Source organism: Rufibacter sp. XAAS-G3-1, assembly GCF_013623775.1.
Taxonomy (GTDB): Bacteria; Bacteroidota; Bacteroidia; order Cytophagales; family Hymenobacteraceae; genus Nibribacter.
In genome coordinates this window covers 300,933-321,168 of record NZ_JABFAM010000005.1, presented here as the reverse complement: position 1 = coordinate 321,168, position 20,236 = coordinate 300,933, and the positions used below count along the sequence as shown (strand labels likewise).

Annotated in this window: 14 protein-coding genes; 1 reads left to right on the top strand and 13 read right to left on the bottom strand. The window is 52.0% G+C overall.

Going from position 1 to position 20,236, the window contains the following annotated elements:
- Positions 1–177: 177 nt before the first annotated feature.
- The 7 genes from HHO50_RS05675 to HHO50_RS05645 form a co-directional block, all read right to left on the bottom strand.
- A complete protein-coding gene (locus tag HHO50_RS05675; protein ID WP_181305024.1) occupies positions 178–1,551 on the bottom strand; it encodes a murein hydrolase activator EnvC in 1,374 nt (457 codons plus the stop codon).
- The gene (locus HHO50_RS05670) at positions 1,538–2,299 is read right to left on the bottom strand and encodes a DUF4292 domain-containing protein (RefSeq protein ID WP_181305023.1); all 762 of its coding nucleotides are present in this window, start codon (positions 2,297–2,299) and stop codon (positions 1,538–1,540) included. The genes HHO50_RS05675 and HHO50_RS05670 overlap by 14 nt, the downstream gene beginning before the upstream one ends.
- Positions 2,292–4,049: a tetratricopeptide repeat protein gene (locus HHO50_RS05665; protein ID WP_255478612.1), complete on the bottom strand. Its 1,758-nt coding sequence runs from the start codon at positions 4,047–4,049 to the stop codon at positions 2,292–2,294. The genes HHO50_RS05670 and HHO50_RS05665 overlap by 8 nt, the downstream gene beginning before the upstream one ends.
- 14 nt (positions 4,050–4,063) lie before the next feature.
- Positions 4,064–5,071 carry a sugar phosphate nucleotidyltransferase gene (locus HHO50_RS05660; protein WP_181305022.1) on the bottom strand — a complete coding sequence of 336 codons (1,008 nt, stop codon included), beginning with the start codon at positions 5,069–5,071 and terminating at the stop codon, positions 4,064–4,066.
- A 127-nt stretch (positions 5,072–5,198) separates the two neighbouring features.
- Entirely contained in the window at positions 5,199–5,645 is a 447-nt protein-coding gene (gene dut, locus HHO50_RS05655) for a dUTP diphosphatase (protein ID WP_181305021.1), read from the bottom strand.
- 19 nt (positions 5,646–5,664) lie between these two features.
- Positions 5,665–7,164, bottom strand: a complete 1,500-nt coding sequence (locus tag HHO50_RS05650) for a lipopolysaccharide biosynthesis protein (RefSeq protein WP_181305020.1) — start codon at positions 7,162–7,164, stop codon at positions 5,665–5,667.
- Between the two features lie 157 nt (positions 7,165–7,321).
- Positions 7,322–8,104, bottom strand: a complete 783-nt coding sequence (locus HHO50_RS05645) for an enoyl-CoA hydratase/isomerase family protein (RefSeq protein ID WP_181305019.1) — start codon at positions 8,102–8,104, stop codon at positions 7,322–7,324.
- Between the two features lie 237 nt (positions 8,105–8,341).
- Here HHO50_RS05645 and HHO50_RS05640 point away from each other — a divergent pair, with 237 nt between their 5' ends.
- Positions 8,342–8,758, top strand: a complete 417-nt coding sequence (locus HHO50_RS05640) for a hypothetical protein (RefSeq protein WP_181305018.1) — start codon at positions 8,342–8,344, stop codon at positions 8,756–8,758.
- Positions 8,759–9,786: 1,028 nt separating this feature from the next.
- Here HHO50_RS05640 and infB read toward each other — a convergent pair.
- The 6 genes from infB to HHO50_RS05610 all read right to left on the bottom strand — a co-directional run bounded on the left by infB (position 9,787) and on the right by HHO50_RS05610 (position 20,225).
- Positions 9,787–13,086, bottom strand: coding sequence for a translation initiation factor IF-2 (gene infB / locus HHO50_RS05635; RefSeq protein WP_181305017.1), 3,300 nt, complete (start codon positions 13,084–13,086; stop codon positions 9,787–9,789).
- A 172-nt stretch (positions 13,087–13,258) separates the two neighbouring features.
- On the bottom strand, positions 13,259–14,518 hold the full coding sequence (gene nusA / locus HHO50_RS05630) for a transcription termination factor NusA (protein WP_181305016.1): 1,260 nt from the start codon (positions 14,516–14,518) through the stop codon (positions 13,259–13,261).
- A gap of 7 nt (positions 14,519–14,525) precedes the next feature.
- A complete protein-coding gene (gene rimP, locus HHO50_RS05625; RefSeq protein ID WP_181305015.1) occupies positions 14,526–14,999 on the bottom strand; it encodes a ribosome maturation factor RimP in 474 nt (157 codons plus the stop codon).
- 370 nt (positions 15,000–15,369) lie between these two features.
- Complete coding sequence (gene feoB / locus HHO50_RS05620; RefSeq protein WP_181305014.1) at positions 15,370–17,532, bottom strand: ferrous iron transport protein B; 2,163 nt, start codon at positions 17,530–17,532, stop codon at positions 15,370–15,372.
- Positions 17,533–17,535: 3 nt separating this feature from the next.
- The gene (locus HHO50_RS05615; protein ID WP_370457528.1) at positions 17,536–17,769 is read right to left on the bottom strand and encodes a ferrous iron transport protein A; all 234 of its coding nucleotides are present in this window, start codon (positions 17,767–17,769) and stop codon (positions 17,536–17,538) included.
- A gap of 176 nt (positions 17,770–17,945) precedes the next feature.
- Positions 17,946–20,225, bottom strand: a complete 2,280-nt coding sequence (locus HHO50_RS05610) for a hypothetical protein (RefSeq protein WP_181305013.1) — start codon at positions 20,223–20,225, stop codon at positions 17,946–17,948.
- Between the last annotated feature and the right edge of the window lie 11 nt (positions 20,226–20,236).

Below are 20,236 nucleotides of genomic sequence, written 5' to 3'. Positions count from 1 at the left end.
AGAGAACCGCAGTTCTCTACCCCTTTGTTTTCTAACCTGTTTTCGGCAAAAAAGCCTTAAAACAGGAATTCCTGTTTGAGACTAGCCATCTGGAAATCAAGGGCAAGCACAAGGGGCCCCTGCCCTCAAAGGTGTTTTGCGCCTGTTTCTGGAAAAACAGGCGCAAAACAGGAATTTTTATTTCGGCATGAGCCAGCCTTGCGGATTTAGGTTGGATTGGTTTTTCCAGATTTGGAACTGAAGCTCAGAGGTTCCCTCGGCATCTGTGTACACGGTACCAATGGTCTGTTTGGCGCTGATTTCCTGTCCTTCGGTCACCGTCACGGTGCGGAGTTTGGCGTAGACGGTAAAGTACTCGCCGTGCTGCACCATCACAATATTGTTCATGCCCGGGATGGTCTGCACCGTCAATACTTTCCCCCCGAAGATGGATCTCACCCGTTCATTGGCTCCGGTCTGAATATCAATGCCCCGGTTCTCTACCACCACCCCCTTGAGTACCGGATGGGCCTGCCGTCCGAACCGCTGCGAGATAAACCCGCGTTCTACCGGCCAGGAGAAACGGCCTTTGTTCCCCGCGAAGTTAGAGGACAGGACGGCGGCTTCGGGGGTAAGGGTCACCCGGTCGGTGCGGGAAACGGTAGCCTTGGTATTGGTGGCCGCGCCGGGGTTGGTGCCTGTGCCAGCGGGCTTTCCGGCTTTGGCCGCGGCGGCGGCGGCTTCACGGGCAGCTTTCGCCTTGGCGGCAGCGGCGGCCCGGGCAATTTCCTCCCGAACCCTGGCGGCAATCAACCTGTCTAATTGCTGAACGGCTTTTTGGCGTTGCTCCAGTTCCTGCTTCAACGATTGTTCCTGCTTACTGAGTTGCTGAATCACTTGGTCTTGCTGGTCATGCATAGAGAGCAGGTTCTTGTTCTCGTTCAGCTGTACGGTCAAGAGACTTCTCTTTTGTTTTTTCTGCGAAGTAAGGGTGTTGAGTTGCTGGTTGAGGTTCTGCTGCACTTCCTCTATGGCGGCGGCCTGCTTTTTACGGGCCTCGGTGTACTGGCGCAGGTAACTCATGCGCCGCATCATCTGGTTGAAAGAATCTGAGGCAAACAGGAACATGAGTTTGTTGTAGCTGTTGGCCGTTTTGGAGGCTGCGTAAATAAGGCGCGAATATTCTTTCTTAAGCCGCTGCAGATCTGCCTGGGCATCGGCCACTTTTTGCTCAGTGGTGCGCAAGTCACGGTTAAGGTAGCTGATTTCTGAGGAAATGTTGGTGATCACCCCTTTCTGCACCGTAATCTTTTCTTTGATCACGTTGAGCTGCCCCAGGGAAGCCTGCTTTTTCTGGGCGGTCTGCTGCAGAATGCGGTTAGCCTCCTGAATACGTTTCAGGTTCGCGTTTTTTTCGCGCTCCAGCTGCGCTTTGCTTTTGACCGGTGCTTTTTTGGCGGCTGTTTTGGAGGGGGTACGGGTTGTCCTTTTCTGCTGCGCCTCCGCAGAATGACACCCAATCAAGAAAAAGAATAATAAAAGATAAAGTAGCCCCGCCCTATTTTCGTTCATAGTTCGAAGGTACGGAAAAAGGGAAATCCAGGGAAGTTTCAGACGTGGAAACCTGCCGGTGCTTCACGGCCACCACCGTTGTTTTAGAGGCGTTTCCCTCCGGTTGCTGAATGGAAAGCAGGAGGGCCATGGCAAAAGGCTTCCCGTTCAGATCTTCAAAATCCTGGTAATCTACGGTCATGAAATCTTTGGTCTGTAGGTTCCGAACCTCGGTACGTTTTAGTTTGTAGCGGGTGGTGTCCACAAATTGGTCTATCTGTAGATTCGTGCGCAGGGTACGCAAATGCTGCACTGGGCCTTCCTGCGCCAGCTTTTCCCGCTTAGAGTCACTGGGCACAAAATTCCCGATCAAGATTTCCTGCAGGGTATTGAAATCCACGTCTACGTTGTAGCGCTGCCGCAGCATGTCATACGAACCGGCAAAGAATTCATCTTTGAGCCTGTTCACCACATATACTGAGTCTGGGGTTACTTTCAGACGGGCCGCCTCAAAGCCCAGGGCCTGCACCGAAGCCCAGATGACTTCGTTTTTCTTCATGCGCAGGGTGAGGTTCGCACTTATCTTGCTGCTTTCACTCTGTACTCTTCCTTTGGCCGAGAAGTACGTGTAATCTGTGTTGACAACGCTTACTTTGTTAATGTTTTCCGGGGCCACGGTTCCAGAGGCAACGGGTACCGCCTTCTTCTGACAACCTACCAACACCAGCAAACTTAACCCAAATGCGTAGATATAACTCTTACTATTCATATAGTTTCTTGTCTTTGATCTTTTTGCTGATGCCCTCTGAGGCACCGCCTACCTGGTTCGCCCGTACCCATTGTTTGAGGGCCAAGTCGCGCTGCCCCAGTTGGTAGAGTACATCGCCGTAGTGTTCAATAATGGTGGCGTCTGAAGAAGCCGCTACCGCTTTCTCCAGTAACCGCTTTGCCTCCTGGTATTCTTTCAGTTTGTACAAGACCCACGCGTACGTATCTAAGTACGTAGGATTATCTGGAAACTGCGCGACCAGGGTGCCCGCCATGGCTTTCGCTTTGGCCAGGTTCTGCCCTCTTATAGACAGGAAATAACTGTAATTGTTTAAGGCATGGGGGTTGGTAGGCTCTATGGCTAAGGCAGCCTCATACGCCTGGTCAGACAGTGCATACTGCTCCTGTGAATGATAGGCATCGCCTAATTGGAGATTGAACTGTAATTGTAGCTCCCTGTTATTCCCGGCCAGCCGACGGCCATACTCCAATGACTTGGTAGCTTTGGGGTAGTTTTTGTTGATGAGGTGCGCCGTGCCGTTGTAGAACCAGAACATAGGCTGGTTAGGGAAAAACTCCAGTGCCCGTTCAGAATGGGCAATGAGGGAGTCGTTCTGGTTCATCTCGCCGTCCAGTAACACTATCTGTTGCCAGATTTTGTAATGCCCGGGGTCTAAAGCGACTGCTTTCACGTAATGGTCACGCGCCGGCAACTTACGCCCGGCATTCACAAAGATATCGCCGGCTACGGCGAAGGCCTTGGCTTCGCGCGGGTGCGCTTTGGTGGTCAGTTCGGCTAATTTGATGGCTTGCGCCGCCACTTTCTCATTGGGTAACCGCCGGATGTAGTCCACCAGGATCTTCACCTTGGAATCAATGTCCAGGCTAGGGTTCCCGAAGGCGAGTTCCAGTTGGGCATCGGCCTCAGCGGTTTTGCCTTGCTGTTGCAGAAGATCCGCGAGCATAAGTCGGCCGTAGGCATTGTCTGGGGCTACCCGTAAGGCTTTCTGGGTGACGGTTATGGCATCGGCAAACTTCTTGTTGGCGGCCAGAATCTCGGCCTGGGCCAATAAATAGCGTACTTCTTCTGGTTTAGAGGAAATCAGGTTTTCCCCTTCTTGCAGGGCTTTTACCAGGTTGTTCTGCTTGAGGTAAATCTGCTGCTTTTTAAAGGAAATCTCTTCAATGAGCCCGTACTTCTCTTCAATCTGGCCTAACGTCCGCAAAGCGTCGTCTAAACGGTTTTTGGAGAGATAGAGATCCGTCAGGTTAAAGAGGTACTGTTCGGTGTTGGGCAGTTCTTGGGTTAGGCGGGCATAGACTTTGATAGCCTCATCATACTCCTGCTGGTTGGTATAGATCTGGGCCAGTAGCAGATGGTAATACCTGTTTTTGGGCTCTAGTTCCAGCGCCGCTTTCGCGAAGGGCAGGGCACCCCGCACGTTGCCCAGCAACAAACTGGTTTCGGCTAATTTATAGTTGACGGCGGCGTTGTTCGGGCTGATGGCGTAAGTCCGTTGGAACCGGTCTAGCGCCTTGGGGTACTCTTCCAACACGAAAAACTTCATGCCTTCCACAAAATAGGACTCACTTAGCTGCTGCTCCTGCGGGCTTAAGGTCAGAGAAGGTTCCCCGGTGGTTTCGGGGGACGTGGGTTTCTCTTTTTTGCGCTCAGACTGGGCATAGCTTCTTTCTCCCGCTGCCACCAACCCGCACAAAACGGCCACTATCGTGAGTCCTCTTTTCAACATAAAATTAATCCGGTCTAGCCACGCAGGGTATTGTAATCGCCTAAGCTCAGGTCTGAAGGCACCCCTTCGTATACAACGTAATTCCCTACCATTGAGTTAGCTATGTGCGCATGGCTTACCTTGCTGCTTTCCTGCACAATGGAGTTACTGATCACGGAGCCCGACACCTGCGTGTTGTTCCCAATGGAAACGTGCGGCCCTACCACTGAATTGTTCAGCACCACGTTTTCGCCCAAATATACCGGCGGAATGATCACGCTGTTGTTCACTTGCGCGCTGGCAGACACCAAACCTTCTTCGTCTTTGATGTACTCCAGGTAGCGCTGGTTGGTGAATACGGTAGAATCTTTGTTTCCGCAGTCCAGCCACTCAGAGATTTGGCCGGGAATGAACACCGAGCCTTTGCTCTTCATGTTCTCCAGCGCATTGGTGATCTGGTACTCGCCTTTGTCTTTGATGTCATTGTCCAGCAGGTACTGCAACTCACTGCGCAGGTACTCGCCGTCTTTGAAGTAATAGATACCAATAATGGCCAGGTCAGACACGAAGTCCTGTGGTTTTTCCACAAACTCCGTGATTTGTCCCTGCTCATTCAGTTTCACCACGCCAAACGGACGCGGGTCTTCCACTTTCTGCACCCAGATGGTGCCTTCGGCCGAAGTATCTAGTTTAAAGTCTGCTTTGAAGAGGGTATCGGCGAAAGCCACCACTACATTGCCTTTTAAGGCACTTTCAGCACACAGAATGGCGTGGGCTGTACCCAGCGGCTTATCCTGGTAATGGATGGAACCTACGGCACCAACAGACTCGGCAATTTTGAGCAAGCGCGCCTCTACTTCTTTCCCGAAGTTACCAATGATAAAGGCTACTTCTTCAATAGGTTCCTGGCACACCTTGGCAATATCTTCCACCAACCGCTGTACAATTGGTTTGCCCGCGATAGGAATAAGGGGTTTGGGAACAGTGAGGGTGTGCGGGCGCATACGCTTGCCCATGCCGGCCATTGGTACAATGATTCTCATAGTGTGTGTGTCTTATAAAGGTTGCTTAAGTAAGGCCTACCTACGGCTGTCTTGCATTTTAGATATGCATTCTTCCCGTTTTCAGGCTGTTTTTCCTAAAATAGGGTAAAAACCGAAGATAGTCAATTTATTGTTTCCCGGTACTGCCGTACCCCCCGGCCCCGCGTTGGGTTTCCGTCAGTTCTTCTGCGGTTTCCCACGTTACGCGCTCATATTTAGCTACGACCATCTGCGCAATACGTTCGCCGTCTTCCACCACGAAATCTGTGTCTGAGAGATTCACCAGCAGCACTTTGATCTCGCCGCGGTAATCGGCGTCAATGGTGCCGGGGCTGTTCACAATGGAGATGCCGTGCTTGAATGCCAGCCCGCTGCGGGGCCTTATCTGCGCCTCGTGTCCCTCGGGTAGTTCAATGGAAAGCCCCGTGGGAATAAGCGTACGCTGCAAAGGCTTCAGGGCCACCGGTGCCTCTAAATTGGCTCTTAGGTCTAACCCGGCAGAATGCTCGGTGGCATAGGCAGGCAGCGGGTGCTTGCCCAGATTGATGATTTTAACAGGAAGGGTGCTCGTCATAGACAGCTAATATAGGAAATTATCCTTTTACCTGCCGCTGCATGGGTTTTTCCACCACCCAAACCACGGCCAGAAATACCCCGCACAAGCCCAGATGGTACACCTGCCGAAGCCAGAAATTCTCCATCTCCCACGCGTACGCCAGCCAGATAAGGCCAGAAGCCAGAACCAAGTACCCAAAAATAGCTTTCAACGGATACGGCACCGGAAAATACTTCTGCCCAATCACGTAGCACACCACAGACATAGAAAAATAGCAGAGAAAGGCCGCAATGGCACTGCCCATGTAGCCCAATACCGGAATAAGCAGGTAATTAGCCACCACTGTGACAACCGCCCCAAAGATGGTGATGTATGTGCCGTAATGCGTTTTATCTGTGAGTTTAAACCAGACGGTAAGGTTGTAATACACCCCGTTGAACAGATAGGCCAACAGCAGGACGGGCACTATCTCCAACCCTGTGCGGTACTCTTCCTGCCCTAAGAAATACTGAAAGATGTCTAGGTTTGCGCTGATGCCCAGGTAGGCCAAGGCGCACACAATCACAAACCACCGCATGACCACGGCAAACGTGTTGGGGGAATTTTTATCCTGCGCCTGCGAAAAGAAAAACGGCTCCGCCGAATACCGGAAAGCCTGAATCATGAGGCTCATCATAATAGCCAGTTTATAGGTGGCCCCAAATACTCCCAATGCTTGGTCTGTGGTTACCCCCGGGTAAAAGCCTTCGGGCAGCCAGTATTCCAGCATGATTCTGGAGAGCATCTCATTGGTGGCACCGGCAAGCCCCATTATTAAAATAGGGAAAGCGTACACCACCATCGGCTTCATCTCCCCAAGATTCAGCCTAAACCGAAAATCTGAGAACTCCCGCCACAACAGGGGAATAAACAGCAAATTGGCCACCATGTTCACCAGGAAGATATAGCCCACCCCAAGGCCAGGGTCGTAAATAGTCTCCACTATTGGGCGTAGCTCTGCCAGGTATTTGCCTTCGTACACCTGTCGGCAGAAAATCAGGAAAAACAAGTTTCCCCCAATCACCAGAAAGATATTGGTAAGCCGAATAACAGCAAAGCGAATTGCCTGATTCTCTAACCGCAAGCGCGCGAACGGAATGGCCGAGACAGCATCTACGGCCATGGTGATGGCTAGCCAGATAATATATTTTTCCCTGCCGGGGTAGTCCAGGGCCGCCGCAATGGGTGAGGCGTAGAGGACAATAACTACGGTTAGAAGAAGGCTAGAGACCATAATGAGCGTCTGCACCTTATGGTAGAGTTCCCGCCGGTTTACCCCTGGCTTGTTGGCAAACCTAAAGAAGGCCGTCTCCATCCCGAAGGTGTACACAATGTTTAGGAAAGCGACAATGGCGTAGAGTTTGGTCACCACCCCATATTCTTCGCGCTCAAAAACACCCGTATAGAGGGGTACCAACAGGTAATTGAGGGCCCTGCCTACAATGCTACTGAGCCCGTACGCCGCGGTTTGCCCTACCAGTTTCTTTGCAAGGCTCATACTAGGCTAGAGGCGGAGGTGATAATGGTCAAATAAGAATAGAAACGAAACATAGCTGCCTGTTTACAGTTACTCCCGTTTTTAGGCTGTTTTATGCAAAACAGCCTAAAAACGGGAGTAACTGAGTGATTGGAACAAATGGAAGCGGCCAAAAAGATTATTCTCCTTTGAAGACAGGCTTACGTTTCTCTAAGAACGCCGAGGTGCCTTCTTTGAAATCCTCTGACCCGCAGCAGCGGCTGAAAGAGTTGGCCTCAGTCTGGTACCCGTGTTCCTCTTTGTCATACCAGGCATTCACGCAGTCCACGATCATGCCAACCGCCAGCGGGGCTTTGGCGACAATCTTCTGCATAATCTCCAGGCACTTGCCGTTCAGGTCTTCCAGCGTAGTCACGTGGTTCACCAATCCTACCTCCTTGGCCTCGGCGGCCGAGATCATATCGCCGGTCATCATCAGTTCCATGGCTTTGCCTTTGCCTACCAATTGGGTCAGGCGCTGGGTACCGCCATAGCCGGGGATAATGCCCAGATTCACCTCGGGCTGCCCGAACCGCGCGTTCTCGCTGGCTACCCGTATATGGCAGGCCATGGCCAGTTCGCAACCGCCGCCCAGCGCAAACCCGTTCACGGCGGCAATCACGGGCTTAGGGCACTCCTCAATGAGGGAGAACACCTCCTGGCCCCGCTCCGCGAAACGGCGGCCGTTCACCTCGTTGAGTTCGGCAATCTCAGAGATGTCGGCCCCGGCCACAAACGCTTTCTCGCCGCTTCCCGTCAGGATCACTCCCCGCACCTCTGTATCATCATACACTTCCTGAAAGGCGTTGTTGATTTCCTTTACCGTCTCAATGTTGAGGGCATTCATCTTGTTAGGACGATTTACCGTGATAAACAAAATACCGCCTTTGTTCTCCAGCAGAAGGTTATTGTATTGGGCCATGTTCTGTTTTCTAAACGTCTGTTTTTCCAAAAATAAGAGGCGCAAATATAAAGAAATCCACACAGAATGTTCCTCTCACCGCCCACCCGTTAAAAATACTCTTCACCTCTGCTTTTTAGGGGAAAAAGCTTAGGAAAGTATAATATTTTACTCAAATTTAAGTTTCCATCTCTGGAACAGTAGACCTGCGTTTAGCGTTACACCCCATATTCCTACATCTCTCCGCATCAATTCTATATGATCAATTTTTTCAGATACGTTGCATTTGCCATGACGCTCCTGCTGCTGGGGGCAAGTGCGTCTGAAGTGACGGCGCAAAAGGCGAAAAAAACCAGCCGCCGTGGCCCCGATGGCGTAAAAAAAGGCCAAGTGGCGGCTGGAAACATGGATCGCAGTATGCTTCTTGACCAACAAAAGGCCGTAGCCTCTGCCAAAACCAGCGGCGGTATGACCTCCAAGCCCAATGCGGCTTTGCCTGGCATTAAATATGATACCGGTAAAGGCCGCTTTGCCGTTACTGATTATAAGAGTAAGGCGAAGACCCGGAAAGCGAAACAGCGGAAATCTAAACGGTTGATTGACCAGGATAATCCTAACGGCAAGATGTACCAGCAGAGCCTGAACAAACGCAACCGCAAGTTCCTGCTCTTCTAATCTTTATTAGCCGTGACTTGTAAACAGGAAAGCCTCTTCTACTTTTAGAAGAGGCTTTCCTGTTTATGCCCTCTTTTACTGAAAACAAGCCTAAAACGCAGCTTCTACTTAGCGAAACGAGATTCGGGGAAAGTTACTAACCGCTGTTCCGCCATTCTGCGCTGGTGGTTCCCGGCGAGTCTGGAGAATCGCTTCATCCCCAGGTACAAGACTAAAGTCTCGCGCCAATTGGTTCTAAACCTATGAGGCCTTGAAGACCTCCCGGGTTTCGCGTTTGGGGCCTGCTTACCTGGTGCCGCTCGCTCCAAAGACCTCGTAGGGCGCGCAGCTCCTCCGAGTGTCTGCGCCAATGCCGTTTCCAGCCCATTTTCCTGAAACCAGCCCCTAAACGCTGAGGGAAGGATGTCTGCCCTCGCAGGGAAAACTAACCGTAGAAAGCAATGCGTGCCGGAGACAAGGCAGTGGCTGGTCTCTACCTTTTGGTTCCTGCGTTTCTGGCCTGTTTTAAGTAAAACAGGCCAGAAACGCATCAGCGGGGCTCCCCTCTCCGTGGGAGGCTCATCTTGTAGGAAAAAGGAACGGTTATTTATTTCCAAAAGATTCCAGAGAATCAAACCGTTCTTTCGGAGTTCCACTCCAGAAGCCTATTGCCGGGGAGTTCCACTCCCCTTCTTTTACCCGTGGCTCCCCGCGGAGTGGAACTCCCCGGCAGGCAGGTTCAGGAGTAGAACTCCCGAACAGCAAGAAAAGAAATTTTCCCTACAAGCTTAGATGGGAGGAGGAACTGGGGTGAGGTGTCTCCGGCGAAAATCCGTGCTATAGAGAACTGGTAGTAGAACGCTAGTAGAAGAATTCCCCTCGTGGAGGATAGGTTCTGCTCTCCACCACCTTCTTCAAAGGCGCACCACGCTGTTTTCGGCCTCTTTTCAGAAAATCAGCCTTAAAGGCTAAGGTGCTAAGCACAAAAAAGCCCCACCTTCTCAGGCGGGGCTCTCTTTGGTTGATAGGAACAGTTGATCTCTTCTGGATTACAGCGTCCGTTTGATCTCACGCTCTTCGTAGGCTTCAATAATGTCGCCCTGCTGAAGATCGTTGAAGTTCTTGATGCTGACACCGCACTCGTAGCCTTGTCTCACTTCTGAGGCATCGTCTTTGAAGCGTTTCAGGGCCAGGATCTCACCGGAGTGTACCACAATACCATCGCGCACCAGACGTATCTTGGAGTTACGGGTAATGGTGCCATCTGTGACCATACAGCCGGCAATGGTTCCCACCTTGGTGATCTTGAACACCTCGCGTACTTCTACGTTGGCAACTACCACCTCTTGTACGGTTGGCGCCAACATACCTTCCATGGCGTCTTTCAGCTCATTGATGGCGTTGTAGATGATGGAGTACAGACGGATATCGATTTGCTCGTTCTCTGCCAGCTTACGGGCATTCACAGACGGACGCACCTGGAAACCAATGATGATCGCATCTGAGGCCGAAGCCAACAGCACGTCTGACTCAGAGATCTGACCTACGCCTTTGGAAAGGATGTTCACCTGTACCTCTTCGGTAGACAGTTTCAGTAAGGAGTCTGAAAGGGCCTCTACGGAACCATCCACGTCACCGCGTACAATCACATTCAGTTCCTTGAACGTACCGATGGCCAAACGACGACCGATCTCATCCAGGGTAATGTGTTTCTTGGTTCGCATGCTCTGCTCACGCTGCAATTGCTGACGGCTTACGGCAATCTCGCGGGCTTCACGCTCTGTCTCCATCACCACAAACTTATCGCCGGCTTGCGGCGCCCCGTCAATACCCAATACTTGGATTGGCATGGATGGACCGGCTTTCTTATGGCGGCGGCCTAACACATCGGTCATGGCTTTCACACGGCCGTAATGCGAGCCTGCTACCAGAATATCACCAATTTTCAGCGTTCCGGTTTGTACCAGTACGGTCGCCACGTAGCCACGTCCTTTGTCCAGGGCGGCTTCAATCACGGTACCCACGGCACGGCGGTCTGGGTTCGCTTTCAGCTCCAATAATTCGGCTTCCAGCAATACTTTCTCCAGCAACTCGTCAATCCCTTGCCCGGTCTTGGCCGAGATCTCCTGGCTTTGGTATTTACCACCCCACTCTTCCACCAGTACGTTCAACTGGGCCAGTTCCTCACGGATCTTGTCTGGGTTAGCGGTTGGCTTATCCACTTTGTTGATGGCAATCACAATTGGCGAACCGGCCGCTTGGGCGTGGTTCAAGGCCTCTTTCGTCTGCGGCATCACACTATCGTCAGCGGCTACCACAATGATAACTACGTCCGTTACTTTGGCCCCGCGGGCACGCATGGCGGTAAAGGCCTCGTGACCCGGCGTATCCAGGAACGTGATGTCTTTTCCGGCCTCAGTGGTTACCTGGTAGGCGCCAATGTGCTGGGTGATACCTCCGGCCTCACCGGCGGTTACCTTTGTTCTTCTTATGTAGTCCAGCAAAGAGGTTTTACCGTGGTCAACGTGACCCATGATGGTTACAATTGGCGCACGGGGCTGCAGATCTTCTTCTGCATCATCCTCTTCCACCCCAATGTTTTCCTCTTCCTCGGCCGAGGCAAACTGTACATCATAGCCAAATTCATCGGCGATGATGGTGATGGCCTCCGCATCCAGACGTTGGTTTATGGAGACGAACATCCCAAGGTTCATACAAGCCTTGATCACGTCGTTCACGCTCACGTCCATGAGGGCGGCCAGGTCATTGGCCGACACGAATTCGGTTACGCGTAGAATCTTGGACTCCAGCTGCTCCTGCATTCTGCGCTCATCAGCGGCATCTGCCACGGCCGAGCGTTTCTCACGGCGGTATTTGGCACGATTTCCCTGGTTTCCGCCTTTGCCTCCGCTCAAGCGGGCCAGGGTAGCCTTGATCTGATCCTGGATTTCCTTATCGGTCAATTCAGCGCGTGGGGCGTTGGGTGCTCCGGCACGTTGTCCTGGCCCTCCCGGACGTTGGCCCGGGCCTGGGCCGCCACCTGGACGATTGCCCTGGTAGCCTCCGCCACCGCCTGGACGTTGTCCTTGGCCTGGCCCACCCGCTCCGCCTTGGCGGTTAGCCGCCTGTCCTGTCCCTAACGGACGGGTACTGGTGGCTCTATCACCGGCGCGGTGACCTTGGGAGGCGGCAGTAGTATTACCACCACCCGCATTGCCTTGGGCTCCAGTTTTAGGAACTTCAATACGCTTGCGTTTTTTCTTGTCTCCGCCGCCCTGGCCTTGACCCGGTTGGCCTTGACCACCTGGCTGGTTTCCTTTGCGGCGCTCATCTGAAGACGCCACTGGTTTACCGCCTTTGCCACGACCACCGCTTACTGGTAATTCAATTTTACCCAATACAGTCAAGCCTTTCAGCTGGTCTGCCTGGGCTTTGATGGTGGACTGGGCTACTTCTGGCGCAACGGGCTCTTCTGGCTTATCGGCCGGAGTTGGAGCGGGCGCTGCTGCGGCCGGAGCCGGGGCAGTTGGCTCTGGTCTTGGGGCTTGCGGTACAGGAGCTGCGGGTTTAGGAGCTTCAACAACCGGTGCAGGCGTTGGGGCCGGGGCAGCTGGTGCTGGTGCTTGAGGTTTTTCAGTTACAACCGGAGCAGCAGGTGCTTTGGCTTCCACCGGGGCTTGTGGCGCCGGGGCCGGAGTTGCAACAGGCGCAGGTGCAGCTGGCGTTGGAGCCGGTACAGCTGGTGCCGGTGTTTCTACCGGAGCAGGTTTTTCAGCCGCTCTTGGTGCTTCTGCTGGTTTTGCAGGGGCTTCCGCTACAGGAGCCGGAGTAGGCGCTGCTAGGGCCTGTGCTACCGGGGCAGGGGTTTCGGCTGGCTTTGGGGCGGGAGCGGGTGCTGGTTTCGGCACTGGTCTGCCTTTCGCATCCAGGTCTATCTTGCCCAGAATCTTGATTCCTGGCAAGGAAGAACCACCAGCGGCGGCCGGGGCCGGAGCGGCTTGGGGCGCAGGAGCTGCCGGGGCCGCTGGCTTGGGTGCTTCTGGCTGGGTTCTCACCTGGCTGGATTTGATAAACATCTCCGGCTCTGGCTCAGGCTGCTTCTTAGGCTCTGGGCGCTCCTCCGGTTGGGGCTTCTTCCCGGGGAGGTTCAGATCTGCCGCCTCGGCCTTGGCCTGCATAGAGGAAGCAAACTCTTTCGACAGCATATTGAACTGCTCCGGGGTAATTTTTGAAGTAGGTTTATTCTCGATCTCAACCCCTTTCTTGCCCAGGAAGTCCACTACCGTGGTCAGGCTGATGTTTAGGGTGGTTGCGACCTGTTTAAGCCTCATCGTTCTTTCTTCTGACATGTTCAAATATGCTGTTATAATTTACTTTTAGTAGTTACTTGTTTCTTACTCATTTAAAAAGGATGGGGTGGCCTTGACGACTTCGCGTTTTTGCCCTGTTTCCCGGAAAATAGGCCAAAAATGGCACCCACCCTCCAGTAAGGTCAAATAACCCGGCACATAAAGCGCACCACTAGTTGTTGTTGCTTTCTTCTGAATCAAACTCCTGGCGGATGATGTTGAGCAGGTCTTCCACGGTTTCTTCTTCCAGTTCCGTTCTGCGCACCAGATCTTCCTTGCTAACGGCCATCACGCTGCGGGCTGTGTCCAGACCAATGCGTTTCAGTTCGTCAATTACCCAGCTTTCAATCTCGTCTGAGAATTCTTCCAGGCTGATGTCTTCATCAAACTCCTCGGTCTCACGGAACACGTCAATTTCCAAGCCCACCAACTTACTGGCGAGTTTGATGTTCTGCCCGCCTTTGCCAATGGCCAGAGACACTTGGTCTGGTTTCAGGAAAACGGAGGCGCGTCCGGTTTCTTCGTTTATCTTGATGCTGCTGATCTTGGCGGGGCTCAACGCCCGCTGGATGTACAGCTCTACGTTATCTGTGTAGTTGATCACGTCAATGTTCTCGTTCTCCAACTCCCGCACAATGGTATGGATACGCGAGCCTTTCATGCCCACGCAGGCTCCTACCGGGTCAATGCGGTCATCATACGACTCAACGGCTACCTTGGCCCGCTCACCCGGCTCGCGCACAATCTTCTTGATGGTGATTAAACCGTCAAAAATCTCAGGCACCTCGTTTTCAAACAAGCGCTCCAGGAACTGAGGAGAAGTACGGGAAAGAATGATTTTAGGGTTCCCGTTGATGATCTCTACGCGCTGCACCACCGCCCGCACCACGTCACCTTTGCGGTAACGGTCTTTGGGGATCTGCTCAGACTTAGGAATCAACAGCTCGTTGTCTTCCGAGTCCAGAATCAATACCTCGCGGTTCCAGACCTGGTACACCTCACCAGAGATGATCTCCCCAACTTGGTCTTTGTATTTTTGGTACAGCAGGTCTTTCTCTAAATCCTTCACGCGCTGGATCAGCGTCTGGCGGGCGGTCAATACGGCTCTGCGGCCGAAATCTTCCAGTTTCACCAGTTCAGACACTTCCTCGCCCACTTCAAAGTCGGGTTCAATCTTGCGGGCGTCAGACAGGGCAATCTTGTCATCGTCCCAGATGTCTTCCGAGTTATCATCCACAATCTCGCGGTTACGCCAGATTTCCAGGTCGCCTTTTTCTACGTTCAGGATGATGTCAAAATTCTCATCTGTCGTCCACTTCTTCCGGATCATAGTGCGGAACACGTCCTCCAAGATCCGCATCATGGTAGGGCGGTCAATGTTCTTGAATTTAGCGAACTCCGCAAACGACTCGATTAATATTGAACTATCCATGTCTTTCTTATTTAAAAGAGATTACAATCTGCGCTTTCACAATATCACTGAACGCCACGTGCACGGGCTCCAGCAACGCTATCTTATGTTTTACTTTCACTTCTTCGGCAAAAAGAAAGCCGTCTTGGGTTACTTCCCGTATCTCGCCTGTTTTCTCCACGCCGTCGGCTAACTTGATTTTTACGTGACGGCCCACATTTTTGGCGTACTGCCGGGGCTGGGTCAACGGGAAATCCACGCCGGGCGAAGACACCTCCAGCACATAGGAAATCTCCTCGCCGTAAGCCTCCTCAATCTGCTTGGCCACGCGGCGGCTGATCTTGGCGCACTGGTCAATGCTGATGCCTTGGTCACCGTCGGCCAGGATGGTTATTTTGGGCCGCACCGGGCTGTCAGACACTTTTACGCTCACAATGAACAGGTCGGGTTCGGGCAGGGCTGCCTGGGCATATCCTTGTATTATTATTTCCTCTAAGGCCATTGGTACTCTGGATAACAAATAAAAAGGGGGACTCTCTCGTCCCCTCCATTTCACTTTAATCGCACAAATGTACAAACAAATCCGCTGAAACACAAGCAACAGCGTATTATGTGCGCTTTAAGATATTATCAATAGAAATTTCATGGAGGAAAATCCGCAAAACCCGCAGCTACAGAACCCGTGGACGCAAGGTTTTCTATATATGAATTAACCTATTGGTTAGGTGAATAGTTCAACGGGAAGGGACTTGATTAAGGCTACTTTCCAAAAAACAGCCCGAAAACGCCTGGGCAGCCACACGGGATTGCTCTTACCAGTTTGTTATCACGTTTCTGGCCCGTTTTCAGGAAAACAGGCCAGAAACGCTTGCTCAGGAGAACAATCTAAATACCAGAAACGCAGAACCGTACGCCAAACCGGTCATGTAGAGCATCTGCAAGATAGGCCATTTCCAGCCTTTGGTTTCGCGGTACACCACGGCAATGGTGCTCATGCACTGCATGGCGAAAACGTAGAAGATAAGCAGTGAAAACGCCCGGGCCGGGGTGAAGAACGGCTGACCGAACGCATCTTTCTCAGCCAACAGTTTTTCTTTGACGGTGGAGATGTTTTCAGAATCGCCTACGCTGTAGATGGTGGAAATGGTACCTACAAACACCTCGCGGGCCGCGAAGGAAGTAAGCAACGCAATCCCGATTTTCCAATCATAGCCCAACGGACGAATGGCGGGTTCAATGAATTTCCCGAACTGCCCGGCGTAGGAAGCTTCCAACTTCTGGCCGCCTATGTGCGCCTCGGCATCCGCTTCGTTTAGATTTAGCGTGGTAAGTTCAGCGGTGGCGCGTTCCTCGGCCTGTTGCATGGCGTTGCCCGGGCCGTAGGAAGACATGACCCACAAGATAACGGAGATGGCCAGAATCACTTTACCGGCTTGGAACACGAACGCTTTTACCTTTTCTACAATGGTAAGGCCCACGTTTTTCCAGCGCGGCATTTTGTAGGTAGGAAACTCCATGATGAAGTAGCTGCGCTCTTTGGTTTTGAGCACCCATTTGAGCAAGGCCGCCGAGAAAATAGCCGCCAGAAAACCAATCAAGTACAAGCCCATCAGCACCAAGCCCTGCAGACTCATGAACCCCAGGTAATACTTCTCCGGCACCACCAGCGCAATCATGACCGTGTAAATGGGCAAGCGCGCCGAGCAACTCATGAGCGGGGTCACGAAGATGGTGATCATGCGGTCTTTCCAGTTGTCAATGGTGCGGGTTGCCATGATGGCCGGCACCGCGCAGGCCACGCCCGAAATCAAAGGCACCACACTTTTACCGTTCAGCCCGAATTTGCGCATGATTTTGTCCATCAGGAACGTGACGCGGGCCATGTAGCCGGTTTCTTCCAGCACGGCTATGAAGGCAAACAACAAGGCAATCTGCGGAATGAAAATCAGCACGCCGCCCAGCCCGGCCAGAACGCCTTCGGTGAGCAGATCAATGAGCGGGCCATCAGCCAGCGTATGAATCCAGGCATTGAGGGTGGCCACGCCGGTGTCAATGAGTTCCATGGGGTAAGCCGCCCACGCGAAAATGGCCTGAAATAACAAAAAGAGCACCAAAAAGAAGATGAGGTACCCAAAGACTTTGTGCGTGAGAATCTGATCCAGCTTGTTGCTGAACTGCTCATTGTTCTCGGCCTTGGTCACGCGCATGGCATCCAGCAGCAAGCCGTTGATGCGGGTGTACCGGTCAATGGTTTCTGCGGCCTGCAGCGTGTTGGAATGGAAGCCGTACTTTTTTACCAGTTCTCCAATGTATTCTCTATCATCCTCAGAGAGGAAGGAAAGCTTCTGGTATTGGTGGGCGTAGTGCCAGGCCAGGTAATCGTTGCTCAGTTCAAAGTAGTAGCGAATCTGGCGCACCATCACCAGCAACTCATCGGGGATTTGGAAGAAGGAGGATTTAGGTTTCTCCAACTCCTGCGAAAGCAAAATCTTAAGCGCCGCTAGACCACTACCGGTACGGCCGTTCACCGGAATCACGGGCACGCCCAATTCCTGCTGCAACTCGGCCAGGTCAATCTTGACGCCGTGCTTTTCGGCCACGTCCATCATATTCAAAGCCAGCACCGCCGGAATCTTCAGGTCTGCCAGTTGGGTGAACAAAAGGAGATTCCGCTTCAGGTTAGAGGCATCGGCGGTGATGATGAGCACGTCTGGGTAAGAGGCCGCCTTTTTGTCATGGAGCAGGTCGATGATGACCTTTTCGTCCAAGGATTTGGGGTAGAGGCTGTACGTGCCGGGCATGTCAATGACCTGCGCCTTGAGGCTGGGCGTGAGTTGGCTGATGCCGGTTTTCTTGTCAACGGTGACACCCGGGAAGTTCCCTACCTTTTGGTTCAGACCGGTTAAGTGGTTAAACAACGATGATTTACCGGAGTTAGGGTTCCCGATGAGGGCCACTCTGGCCACCTTGCGGGTGGCGGAAGCGGAGGAGGTATGGGGAACGGAGGCGGGGGCCGGCGCTAGAACTTCTGACATAGACTAAGCCTTTAACTTGATGGTAGCAGCTTCGTCTAAACGCAAAGAAAGGGTGTAATCGTTCACAATAATGGTAATGGGGTCGCCAAGGGGGGCACGGCTGTTGAGTTTGATCTCCTCGCCGGGAATACAGCCCATCTCCAGCAGTTTCAAAGACATCTCGGGGTCAGTTAAGCAACAAATGATGCCCTTCTCCCCTATCTTCAAATCCCGCACACTTTTCTGTTGTTCTTGCACCTGTCTCTGCTTTATTTAGACTTGTTATAAACAGTTGCAAGGTACAAGGTGTTCCGGGTGAATCCAAAAAGATACGTGCTTTTCCCTCTTGCCTATACATAATAGGTGCATTTTTAGGGCGAAACCAGTATTAGTTCAGGGATATGCATGGGGAGAACTCTTTGGCTTGATATCCCCTACTCCTGTATGGCAAAATTATTAAACAGCAACTTGTTATTGGGCAAAGGCCAATACACATCAGTCTCAACTGGTTTAAGCAGGAAAGAACTTGCCCAGATATCACTTCCCTCTAACCAAATCTTAATATGTTCCCCGGCAGCCAACCTAGGGAAGGAGATATCAAGCTTTACCCAACTCCCATACACGTCAAAGGATGTATGCCCAAGCACCTTGTGCTGTGCCAGCACTTTCCCTTGGGCATCTAATTGCTCATAGTAAAGCGTTGGTAGCTGCCGGTCAGCAGCGGCATTACTCCAAACAGAGGCTTCCCAAAGGGTATCTTCCCCAGAAGGAAAAACAGCGTCAAAAAGCGGCAGAGGCCCTTTTACCACCCGTAGGGCACCTTGTCCAAAAACGCCGCCCGTAGTTTTGGCTCCCAATCCTTTCCAAACAAAGGGCTTGTCTTGGCTTAGGTACCAATTCCCTTTTTTAGGCAACGAAGCTGAATCTTGAGTAAATTCCTGCGCTATCCGCGACCTATCATTTTTACGCAGAGCCTCTAATGGCAACTTATAGAATTCTAGGTTATCAGTTTTGAAAAGGAGAGCGGCCTTCTGCCGTAGCCCTTCCTCTGCCAGAGTTCTCTGCCCAGGGGCGACCACCAGCAAAAAAGGCTTTTGATTGGGCAACTTTCTTAAAAGCGTTTTCTCAATCAATGCACTGCTCAGCAACTGGGCCTGTGCCAAGGCCTGTGATTGCGACGTACGGGCCATCATCATGGTAGCCAACGGAAGCCCCGTCTGTAGTGACACCCGCATGCCTTCGTACACTGACCTGTAGAGATACCCTACGCCTATTTTCTCAGAACCAATGCAGAAGTAGGGCAACGGTACTATTGCCTGAAACTCATGTACAGCATATCCATTAGCTTCTAGAGCTTCTACCAAGTTGTCTTGCTGCCCGTTGAAGGAGTATCCCACCGGAAAACCCCGTAGCGTCTGGAATTCCTTCCTGAGGAAAAAGACGGTATCAAGGGCCCATAGGAATAAGGCGGCTGCCAGCACGAGAACGGCTACCTTTTTATTTAAACGCCGCAACCGCCGGTACAAAGCATACAACGTGAAAGCCAACACTGATGCATACACATAATAGAAAGACCACGCAAAGCGGTATAGAACCCGGAACTGCTCCAAAAGAGGAGACCCTTCCACTACTTCCTCCAGACCATACTTAAGAGGTATGGCCATGGAAAACAGAAGCGTCCCTACCGCTGGCCATACACTCCACCGTAAGGCAAGTGGCAATACAGGCTTTAACACAAGCTGAAATCTTTTCCTAAACACATACCGCAGCCCTCTCACCACAAAAAACAGCACGCAAAAAGTACCCAGTACTCCAGCGTAGGCATAACTCACCTGCCGGGAATCTTGCAACGAAGGAAATACCTTCTGCAGGAGAGGCAGGTAGAAAAGATCATAGGGCCAAAAGATACCTTCTAAGTTTGCCCGGTGCACAAAAAAACCTTCAGGGTGCTGGGGCCTGTCAGTTACTTGGTCTACAGTGGCCATAAACAGCAGGAAGAACGCGCTGGGCAGCACCACCCCTAGGAGCAACTTTGCTGATACCTTGAATTGCTTCTCCTGCATGGCATAGACTACCGCTACCCCTACCCCAAAGAGCCCATTGATAGCCAGGAAATAAACATGTATAAATCCAATTGCCAAAGAGACCAGAACATACTGCCCCCACCACTTCCAACTACCCTGGTTCTCAAAATATTTCATCACCAAAAGCCAGGGCAGCAGCAATGCGAAGGAATAACTGAGCGCATACTGAAAGTCAAACTGCGTGTTCTGCGGACTCATGGCCACTATAATCACCGCCACGGGCACCGTGTACCAACCCGGCAAATGGAATCTAAGTAAAATCCGTTGCATAATCCAGGCCCCGATGGCGAGCGAGCAAATTGAAAATAGGTTCTGACCCGCCGTGACATAGTTTGCAATAGGCCAGACATAGTGATGAATGAAGGCCAACGGAAAGGAGAAAAGCGGCTGGTTGTCTGAGAAAAGCGCAAGTTCCCCAAACGGATAATTCATGCCCGTGAACCAGAGGCCAGAATTATATTTCACGTAGTACGCCACCACGTAGTAATTCTTTATATGATCCCCGTGCACCTCAAAAAGGTAACGCCCCGGATGCAGAACCACATCTATGCCCACCACAGCTATGAAGACAAGTAAAATGGCCCCTGCACTGATCAATGCGTATATTTTGTCACCGTACTTTTTAGGCATGCCTCCTTTTC

What these genes read in the sequence shown, in the direction of transcription:
- HHO50_RS05675 (WP_181305024.1), bottom strand. Translation starts at nt 1,551, where the DNA reads ATGAACGAAAATAGGGCGGGGCTACTTTATCTTTTATTATTCTTTTTC.
- HHO50_RS05670 (WP_181305023.1), bottom strand. Translation starts at nt 2,299, where the DNA reads ATGAATAGTAAGAGTTATATCTACGCATTTGGGTTAAGTTTGCTGGTG.
- HHO50_RS05665 (WP_255478612.1), bottom strand. Translation starts at nt 4,049, where the DNA reads ATGTTGAAAAGAGGACTCACGATAGTGGCCGTTTTGTGCGGGTTGGTG.
- HHO50_RS05660 (WP_181305022.1), bottom strand. Translation starts at nt 5,071, where the DNA reads ATGAGAATCATTGTACCAATGGCCGGCATGGGCAAGCGTATGCGCCCG.
- dut (WP_181305021.1), bottom strand. Translation starts at nt 5,645, where the DNA reads ATGACGAGCACCCTTCCTGTTAAAATCATCAATCTGGGCAAGCACCCG.
- HHO50_RS05650 (WP_181305020.1), bottom strand. Translation starts at nt 7,164, where the DNA reads ATGAGCCTTGCAAAGAAACTGGTAGGGCAAACCGCGGCGTACGGGCTC.
- HHO50_RS05645 (WP_181305019.1), bottom strand. Translation starts at nt 8,104, where the DNA reads ATGGCCCAATACAATAACCTTCTGCTGGAGAACAAAGGCGGTATTTTG.
- HHO50_RS05640 (WP_181305018.1), top strand. Translation starts at nt 8,342, where the DNA reads ATGATCAATTTTTTCAGATACGTTGCATTTGCCATGACGCTCCTGCTG.
- infB (WP_181305017.1), bottom strand. Translation starts at nt 13,086, where the DNA reads ATGTCAGAAGAAAGAACGATGAGGCTTAAACAGGTCGCAACCACCCTA.
- nusA (WP_181305016.1), bottom strand. Translation starts at nt 14,518, where the DNA reads ATGGATAGTTCAATATTAATCGAGTCGTTTGCGGAGTTCGCTAAATTC.
- rimP (WP_181305015.1), bottom strand. Translation starts at nt 14,999, where the DNA reads ATGGCCTTAGAGGAAATAATAATACAAGGATATGCCCAGGCAGCCCTG.
- feoB (WP_181305014.1), bottom strand. Translation starts at nt 17,532, where the DNA reads ATGTCAGAAGTTCTAGCGCCGGCCCCCGCCTCCGTTCCCCATACCTCC.
- HHO50_RS05610 (WP_181305013.1), bottom strand. Translation starts at nt 20,225, where the DNA reads ATGCCTAAAAAGTACGGTGACAAAATATACGCATTGATCAGTGCAGGG.